Source organism: Brevibacillus sp. 1238 (assembly GCF_029892995.1).
GTDB lineage: Bacteria > Bacillota > Bacilli > Brevibacillales > Brevibacillaceae > Brevibacillus > Brevibacillus parabrevis.
On the sequence record NZ_JARXWC010000008.1, the window covers coordinates 174,550 to 184,080 of the forward strand.

A 9,531-nucleotide genomic window follows, 5' to 3' on the forward strand; every position below is an offset into this window, starting at 1 on the left:
TTCTCACCTCCGCGATCATGCTAGACTTGCTCGCTGATCTCTCTGATCAGCAGATCGGCTTCGTCCGCCGTTATTGTGCCTTGCTCCAAATCATTCATGATTTGCTCGATCGTCATGCTGCGTTTTGCCGGGGTGGCGCGCTTTCGCTCCAAATAAGCCGCCATATCGTGAACGGTCGGATACGAAAAAATATCCGAAATCATGAAGACGCCGGGATAGGCTGCGTCCAGCTCCTTTTGCAGTCTGACCGCGAGCAGCGAATTGCCGCCCAAGTCCTCGAAGTTGGCAAAAATGCTGATCTCTTCAAGTCCCAGCACTCTCGCCAAGATGTGCGCGATCTCCTGGTCCCACGCCGTAATCTCCTGATGGTCTGCTTCTTTAATGATCGTAGTTTCTGTGGCTGACGAGTCTGCCGGATAGCTGCCGCTGCCAATCGCCTGCGTGACGGCCCTCTCGATGGTTTCTCCCAGCACGTAATCGTGCACCAGACTGTGCCCGATCGTCTCCTTCGCAAGTCGGCGCTTCAACTGGCCGACGATGATCTGGCATTGCTCTGCGTGCAAAAGCTCTGTGAAGATCGCCGCCCCTTGTCTGGGCGTAAGGCTCTCGAACAGGCTCTGGCGGTTGTCGGCTTGGTAGGCTTGCCCCATCCCCACTTCTCGCCAGAGCGGCCAGTTGATCGTCAGCGCCTTTCTGCCTGCTTGGCGCATGTACGCGGCGTACAGGTCGAGGTAACTGTTGGCCGCAACGTAATCGCTCTGCCCGATGCCGCCTGTTACGGTGTGCATGCTGGAAAACATCACAAAGAAATCGAGATTGTCCGCTTCGGTGAGCTGATCGAGCAGCCGGGTGCCTTTTACCTTGGCAGCCAGCACTTCCCGGATGCGGCTTTCCGGTTTGCGCACTAGCAGCCCTTCTCCGGCTACGCCCGCACAATGAATCACGCCATGGATTGTGCCAGACTCGGTGCGGATCGTTTCCAGCAGTTGCCTGAGCTGACTCTCTTCGCTAATGTCTGCCGCGTGAATCTGCACGCTCGCACCCTGTTTTTCCATCTCGCGGATAGAGGCGATCTGCTGGATTCGCTGCTGATCTGCTCCTGCCGCTTCGATCTCCGTCCACGTTTCGCGCGCAGGCAATCCTTGGCGGCTGATGAGGTGGAGGTTTACCGGATGCAAGCGGCTGAGCTGCTTGCCGATTTCCAGGCCCAGTCCTCCGGTTCCGCCCGTAATTAGGTAGACGCCGTTTGCTTTGATTGCGTCCCTGTCTTCTGCTGCTGCCAGTGTCGTTTCCTGCAAACGCTCCACATACCGCTGGTTGTGGCGATACGCTACCTGATACGGGGCAGCTGCGACCGCAAATTCCTCCACGACCTTATGCGGATCGGTATGGGCGTCGACATCGATGAACCGGATGCGAACGTGCGGAAACTCTTCTCGTGCCACTTTGCCAAGACCGAGCAAGCAGCCATGCTCCGGCCGCAGAGTGATCTCATCGCCTGTCACGCGGTTGGCGTAGTCGCCGACGAGGATGATTTCCCATTCCTCGCCGTTACTTGGCTGAGCAGACAGGCTATCGAGCAAGTAATACAGACTGTAAAAGCCTCTTTGCTCGGCGTCATCGAATCCTTTTGCCTCTGTGGCTCTGGCGTCCGTCATGCTCAGCAGATGAATGATCTTCCTGACCTTTTTCGCCTGCTGTTGCCATTGCGGCCACAAGTGATGGTAGTCCTCGCGATCCTTGACCTGCCCCGCTTCTTTTCCGAAGCCGACTTCAATTACTTCTCCGTAGACAGCGCCAAGCTGCTGCCGAAGCTGCTCGGCCAGCTCGCCTTCCCCTGTGAACACGACGACCGTTTCGTCCGCTTTTTCTGGCGCAGGGGATGCTGTTTGCACCTCTTGGACGATCCAGTCTTTTTCGTAATAGCTCGCCGCCGTCAACTGCGTGCGCACTTGCTTGATCGTGTATCCTTCGATTTCCACAAGCACCTCGCCAGCGGGATTGACGATGTCGATGTCAAAAGTCGCCGTCTGATTTCCTTCCCCCAGCTCCCGCTGACGCACATAGCTGTAAATGGCGGAAGGGATCGGGCCATAGACGCGAATCTCCTGATAGTAAAACGGCAAATACAGCTGCTCATCAATGCTGCGTATCGCAATGTTCGCCGCGTTGTCCAGCATGGCTGGATGATAGTGGTAGTGCGCTGCTTCTGCGCGTTGCGACTCGGAAAGCTCGATGGCAACCAGGCACTCCTTCTCGCCAACCCGCAGCTCCTTGATGTTGTTCCAGTGCGCTCCTGTCGTGATAAAGCCCCCATCTGTCTGCAAGTCCGGCGTGTCGCGAGCCGCAGGGAACGCCTTTTGGAGAGCCGCCAAATCTACGTACTTTTGCTCCTGCATAGGGCGGCACAGCTTCCCTTCCGCGTGCTTGCGCCACGAGCCATCTGTCTGATCTTTGCTGGCGATGTAGAAGTGATGTTCACCGTCCGCTTTTTTCAGCGTGATTTGCAGCTCGTGGCTCTGCCCTTCCTGAAGCGAAAAGGGCTGCAAAAAGGCAAGCTCCTTGATGACGGTAAGCCCGCCCTGCTGCCTGCCGACCTCCAGCAGCAGCTCGATGTAGGCCGTGCCAGGCAATACGTACTCGCTGCCCACTCGATGCTCGCTCACGACCCAGTCTGTCGCCACGGAAAAAGAGGTCGTGTACACCGTCTGTTCAAGGCTGTCGCACGTTGTCCCGCGAAGCAGCGGGTGCCCTGTCGTTTGCGGCACGGCTTGCCGATAGCCTTGGCTGCTGCTTTCCACCCAGCAACGCGTTTTCTGAAACGGATAGACGGGCAGACTGAGACGGCTGCAGCTGGCTGGGTCGTACATCCGTTTCCAGTCGATCGCTGCTCCCAAGACGTACAGTTCGCCCAAAGCCAAGTAAAAGGAAGCGTCTTTTCCTTGCGCCGTCTTGGCTGTCAGCAAGTCCTCTCCTTGCCGGGACAGCTCCTGCTTCTCCCGCTCGGTCCATTTTTTCTTCGCGCCGAGCTGCTGCTCTGTCGCTCCTCCGCTGACGACGATCTCGTGTACCTGGTACAATACTTGCTCGCCGGAAGCAAGCCCGTGTCGTTTCAGGTGCCCCAGCTTGGCGAGCAAATCGTCGTATCTGGTGAAAATGATCGCCAAGCGATGGCTGTAATGGCCGCGTCCCGTGCTCGCCGTATAGCACAAATCTTCCAGATCAAGCTCCCGGTTTTGCGATAAATGCGCGACATATTCCTCGACGAGCTTGAACAGCACCGCTTCGTCTTTGGCAGACAGCGGAAGCAAATAGAGCGAAGGATCGACACTCTCCGGCTTTTGCTGCCTGGCGGGTACTTCTCCTACGACCATGTGGCAATTGGTGCCGCTAAAGCCAAACGAGCTGATCCCGGCGATTCTCGGTTCGCCCGCAGTCGTCCACTCCTGGAGACGATCATTGACATAGACAGGGGAAGCAAAGAAATCAATGAACGGATTCGCTTCCAAAAAGTTGATGCTCGCCGGAAGCTGGCCCTGGCGGATCGCCAGCATCACTTTGAGCAACGATGCCAGCCCCGATGCCCCAACCGTATGTCCGATATTCGTCTTGACGGTCCCGATCGCGCAAAACTGTTTTTTCTTCGTATGGCGGGAAAACGCTTTGACCAGTCCGTCAATCTCGATCGAGTCTCCCAATTTGGTTCCGGTGCCATGAGCTTCGATGTACGAGATCGCTTCGGCGGCAACTCCGGCTTCCTGCCACGCTTGGCAAATGACTTCTTCCTGCGCGCGCGAGTTTGGTGCCGTGATTCCGTCCGATGTTCCGTCGTTATTTACGGCGCTTCCTTTTATCACACCGTAAATGTGGTCCCGATCGCGAAGCGCGTGCTGCAACGGCTTGAGGATGACGACGCCGACTCCTTCTCCCCAAACCGTTCCGTTTGCCCGCTTGTCGAAGGTGCGGATGAGATAATCTTCCGACTCGACAAGACCGAGCATCGGATTTTTGATCGGGCTGTAATTGAGGTGAATCCCTCCGGCGATCGCCATGTCGCAAACGCCGGACTGAATCGCCCGGCACGCTTCATGAACGGCGACCAGTCCCGATGAGCACGAGGTGTCGATGACCAGGCTTGGCCCTTTTGCATTCAGCCAATACGAAATCCGGCTCGACAAGATCGCTGACCAGGTGCCGGACAACAGCAGCGGGTCTTTTTCCGCCGCATTGTCCCGGTACCATTGCCCCCACGTATGATCCGTGCCGATGTAGACGCCTGTATTCGTTCCGCTCAGCTCTTTGTAGTAGTATCCGGCGTCTTCGATCGCTTGATAGGACGTTTCCAGCATCAATCGTTGCATCGGGTCCATGAATTTCGCTTCGACAGGCGAGATTTGGAAAAAGCCGGGGTCAAACTGATCGATCCGCTCCAAATACCCGCCTTTAAAAAACCATTGATTTTTGTCGTTTTTGCCCCATAAACGCTCGTCGATGCAATCGCGAACGCGTGAATCGGGAAACTCGTCGATGCAATTTTGCTGATGCTTCAGTTGCTCCCAAAAGCGGGCGAGGTTTTCTCCTTTTGGAAATTTGCCTGCCATGCCGATAATCGCGATTTCTTTGTCCGCTATCGGCTCGGTCAGCTTTTGACACTGCGCAAGCAACGCGGCAGCATCGGTCGGATGTATTTTTTGCGAAGCGACCAGTTCGAAAATGAGTTGTTCTACTGCCGTCATTACACACCTCCCCCTTTGTTTTTGTAGGCGCCGAGCGCTTCGTGTACGGAGATTTCCCGGCTGGCCAGCCGCTGCAGCAAATCCAGCGTCGTCGTTTCGCTGGCGGCATCTGCGGCACCTGCACTAGGCTGCTGCTTGCTATCTATGTAATCAGCCATCTCCGAGATCGTGGAATAAGTGAACACATCGGAAATATTGAGAATTGGCCCGTACGTTTCTTCGAGAAGCCGGAACAAATAGACAGCCAGGATAGAATTGCCTCCCATGCTGTTGAACTTGGCGGAAACGCTGATTTCTTTGACGCCGAGAACTTGCGCCCAAATTTTCGCGACTTCTCTTTCTGTCGCAGACAAGCTCGTTTCGTCCTGATCCAAAATGCGCAGCGGCTGCTGCTCGCCAGGACGATCCGCTTTTTCCTCGCGTGGAGCTTCGAGCTGTCCGCGGAAAAAGCTTGCCAGCAAATCGCTCAGGACGTAATCGTGCGCCAGGCTGTGTCCGATCGTCTCTTTCGTGAGTCGGCGCTTCCACTGACCGACGATGATCTGGCTTTGGTCGGCGTGCAAAAGCTCTGCAAAGATCGCCGCCCCTTGTCTGGGCGCAAGGCTCTCGAAAGGACTGTGGCGATTGTCCACATCATACGCCTGCCCCATTCCTACATCTCGCCAGAGCGGCCAGTTGATCGTCAGCGCCTTTTTGCCTGTTTGGCGCATGTACGAGGCGTACAGGTCGAGGTAGCTGTTGGCCGCGACGTAATCGCTCTGGCCTGCACCGCCAGTCACCGTGTTCATGCTGGAAAACATCACAAAGAAATCGAGATTGTCCGCTGCGGTGAGCTGATCGAGCAGCCGGGTGCCTTGCACCTTGGCAGCCAGCACTTCCCGGATGCGGCTTTCCGGCTTGCGCACAAGCAACCCTTCTCCGGCTACGCCTGCGCAATGAATCACGCCATGGATCGCTCCAGCTTCTTTGCGAATGTTCTCAAGCACTTGCCGAAGCTGGCTTTCTTCGCTAATGTCTGCCGCGTGAATCTGCACGTGCGCACCCTGCTTTTCCATCTCGCGAATAGAAGCGATCTGCTGGATTCGCTGCTGATCCGTTCCTGCCGCTTCGATCTCCGTCCACGTCTCGCGCGCAGGCAAGCCTTGGCGGCTGATGAGGTGGAGGTTTACCTGTTGCAAGCGGCTGATCTCTTTGCCGATTTCCAGACCCAGTCCTCCGATTCCGCCTGTAATTACGTAGACGCCGTCTGCTTTGATTGCGTCCCTGTCTTCTGCTGGTGCGAGTGTCGTTTCTTGCAAACGTTCCACATATCGCTTGTTGTGGCGATACGCTACCTGGTACGGGGCAGCTGCGACCGCAAATTCCTCCACGACCTTACGCGGATCGGTATGCGCGTCGACATCGATGAACCGGATGCGAACGTGAGGGAACTCTTCTCGTGCCACTTTGCCAAGGCCAAGCAAGCAGCCGTGCTCCGGCCGCAGGGTGATCTCATCGCCTGTGACGCGGTTGGCGTGGTCGCCGACGAGGATGATTTCCCATTCCTTCCCGCTACTCGGCTGGGCAAACAGACTGTCGAGCAAATAATACAGACTGTAAAAGCCTCTTTGCTCGGCGTCATCGAGTCCTTTTTCCGCTGGGGCGCTGGCGTCCGTCATGCTCAGCAGATGAATGATCTTCCTGACCTTTTTCGCCTGCTGTTGCCATTGCGGCCACAAGTGATGGTAATCCTCGCGATCCTTGACCTGCCCTGCTTCTTTTCCAAAGGCGACCTCGATCACGTCTCCGTAGACAACGCCAAGCTGCTGCCGAAGCCGCTCCGCCAGCTCGCCTTCCCCTGTGAACACGACGACCGTTTCGTCCGCTTTTGCTGGCAAAGGAGATACCGTTTGCGCTTCTTGCACGATCCAGTCTTTTTCGTAATAGCTCGCAGCCGTCAACTGTGTCCGCACCTGCTTGATCGTGTATCCTTCGATTTCCACAAGCACCTCGCCAGCGGAATTGACGATGTCGATGTCAAAGGTCGCCGTCTGGTTGTCTTCCCCTTGCTCCCGCTGGCGCACATAGCTGTAAATGGCGGAAGGGATCGGGGCGTGGACGCGAATTTCCTGATAGTAAAACGGCAAATACAGTTGCTCATCGATGCTGCGAATCGCGATATTTGCCGCGTTGTCCAGCATCGCCGGGTGATAGTGGTAGCGAGCGGTTTCTGCGCGATACGGCTCGGCAAGCTGGATGGCAACCAGACATTCTGCACCTGCCAATCGCAATTCCTGCAAGTTGTCCCAGCGAGCGCCTGTCGCGATGTAGGCTCCGTTCGCTTGCAGATCGGCTGCGCGGGCAGCCACCGGGAGCTTCTGCATGAGAGCCGGCAGGTCTACACGTTTTTGCTCTTGCGTCGGGTGGCACAGCTTTCCTTCTGCATGCTTGCGCCACGAGCCGTCCAACTGATCTTTGCTGGCGATGGAAAAATGCTTTTCTTCGCCCGCTTTTTTCACCGCGATGTGCAGTTCGCAGTTCTCCCCGTCCTGAAGCGAAAAAGGTTGCAAAAAGGCGAGGTCCTTGATGACGGCAAGCCCGCCTTGCTGCCTGCCCACTTCCAGCAGCAGCTCGATGTAGGCGGTGCCAGGCAAAACATACTCGCTGCCCACGCGATGCTCGTTCAAAACCCAATCGTCTTTGACCGACAAGCCGACGGTATACGTCACCTCGCCGGAAGCACTTTCCCTTGCAGGCAAGCTCGTGAGCAGCGGATGCCGCAGCTCTTGTGGACGTGCGGGCGACTGTTTGTAGGCCGCGAAGTCCTCCTGGTTGAGCCAGCAGCGAACTTTTTGAAAAGGATAGACAGGCAGGCTGATGCGATTGCAAGCGATCCCCGCGTACAGTTGCTCCCAGTCGATTTCGGCGCCTGCGACGTACAGCTCTCCCAAGGACACATAGGCAGGCAACTCTCTGTTTGGCAAAGCGCTTTTCATGTCTTGCAGTTTTTGCTCAGCCTGCAGCGTCCGTACTTGCTTTTCTTCCTCTGTCACTCTTCGCCAGACGCCCGCCCCAGCCCGCCCCATGGTTGTGTCGCCGCCCGCTTCCCCTTCGTGAACCTGGTAGCGCACGTTTTCTCCCGAGGCAAGACCGTGTTTCTTGAGCTGTTCCAGTTTGCTGAGCAGATCGTCGCAGTCGGTAAAAACGATCGCCAGCCGATGACTGTAGTGACCGCGCCCTGTGCTCGCCGTGTAGCACAAATCGTCCAGATCAACTTGCCGATTGCGGGATACATAAGCGGCATATTCCGCGACAAGTGTCAACAGCACCTGTTCTTCCTTGGCGGACAGCGGAAGCAAATGAAGCGAAGCTGCTTGCTGTCGCTCGGCAAAAGCGGGCGGAGCTTCTTGCAAAACCATATGGCAATTCGTGCCGCTCAACCCGAACGAGCTGATCCCTGCCGTGCGCAGCGCTCCGGCTGTGCTCCATTCGCGCAGCTGGTCGTTCACATAAACCGCGGACGAGCTGAAATCAATATTTGGATTCGGCTTTTGAAAATGCAGCGAAGGAAACAGCTTTTTGCTTTTCATGGCGTGGATTACTTTTACCAAGCCAGCAATTCCGGCGGCATGATCGAGATGGCCGATGTTGGTTTTGAGCGAACCGATGGCGCAAAATTGCTTTTTCTTCGTATAGCGCGAAAATGCGCGAGAAATTCCTTCTATTTCAATCGGATCGCCTAGCTTTGTGCCCGTTCCATGCGCTTCGATGTAGCTGATCGTCTCGGGATCGATGCCAGCTATCTCCCATGCCTCGCAAATGACTTCTTCCTGCGCTTTCGAGTTTGGCGCGGTGATGCCGATCGAATTGCCGTCCTGGTTGATCGCGCTGCCTTTAATCACCGCATGGATATGGTCGCGATCCTCCAGCGCCTTTTTCAGCGGCTTCAACAGAACGGCTCCCATGCCCTCGCCTTTTCCAGTGCCATCGGAGCTGGCATCGAACGTTTTCGTTCTTTCGTCTGAGGACTCAATCCCGATTTTGACGTGCTCATGACTTTTCAGCGGGAAAAGGTGCAGCTTGATTCCGCCTGCCAATGCCAGATCGCAAGAACCTTCGATGAGCTGGCGGCAGGCAAAATGAATCGCGACCAGAGTAGAGGAGCAAGCCGTATCGATGGCGACGGCTGGCCCCTTCAAATCGAGCAGGTACGAAATGCGGCTGGCGATAATCGATTGGATGTTGCCGGGGATCGCGATCCCCATCGCTTCCGGTGCCAGCAACTGGATACCTTTTTTGTACACTTCGCCAAAATCCGTGCTGTAGCCAATAAACACCCCTGTCTTGCTGCCTGCCAGCTTCGCGCCCCCATAGCCAGCCTCTTCGATCGCTTCCCAGGCCAATTGCAAAAACAGCCGCTGATTCGGGTCCATCAGACTTGCTTCGCGTGGGGATATTTGGAAAAAGCCCGGATCAAACTGATCGATCTCGGGCAAATATCCAACTCGGTCAAACTGCGCTTTGGCTTGGTCGATGGGAAGCATGGGCAGGAAAAGGGCAGCATTTTCCTGCCTGTTTGCCGGGATATCCTGGATGGAGTCGATGCCCAGGTGCAGAAGCTGCTCCAGCCGGGCATCCGTGTCGGCCTGGCCTAGCCGGGCGGCGATCCCCACAATGGCAATGTCGTTATCCGTCTCCTTTTGCTGATCCTGTCGCAAATAATGAATCAGGTGTGCGGCAATGTTTTTGTCCAATTGCCCGGAGCCGACCTGCTGCAATATATAGGAGTACATCTCTTCTTTTTTTGCCATAAGCG

Annotated in this window: 2 protein-coding genes; both read right to left on the reverse strand. The window is 56.1% G+C overall.

Annotation, left to right across the window (positions count from 1 at the left end; translation table 11 throughout):
- Positions 1-20: 20 nt before the first annotated feature.
- Positions 21-4,736 (reverse strand): type I polyketide synthase, encoded by a 4,716-nt coding sequence (locus M2298_RS18860; RefSeq protein ID WP_280648885.1) that lies wholly within the window; start codon positions 4,734-4,736, stop codon positions 21-23.
- Positions 4,736-9,526: a type I polyketide synthase gene (locus M2298_RS18865; RefSeq protein WP_280648886.1), complete on the reverse strand. Its 4,791-nt coding sequence runs from the start codon at positions 9,524-9,526 to the stop codon at positions 4,736-4,738. The genes M2298_RS18860 and M2298_RS18865 overlap by 1 nt, the downstream gene beginning before the upstream one ends.
- Positions 9,527-9,531 lie beyond the last annotated feature (5 nt).

Excerpts from the sequence above, each read along its gene's own strand:
- M2298_RS18860 (WP_280648885.1), bottom strand. The coding sequence starts at position 4,736 with ATGACGGCAGTAGAACAACTCATTTTCGAACTGGTCGCTTCGCAAAAA.
- M2298_RS18865 (WP_280648886.1), bottom strand. The coding sequence starts at position 9,526 with ATGGCAAAAAAAGAAGAGATGTACTCCTATATATTGCAGCAGGTCGGC.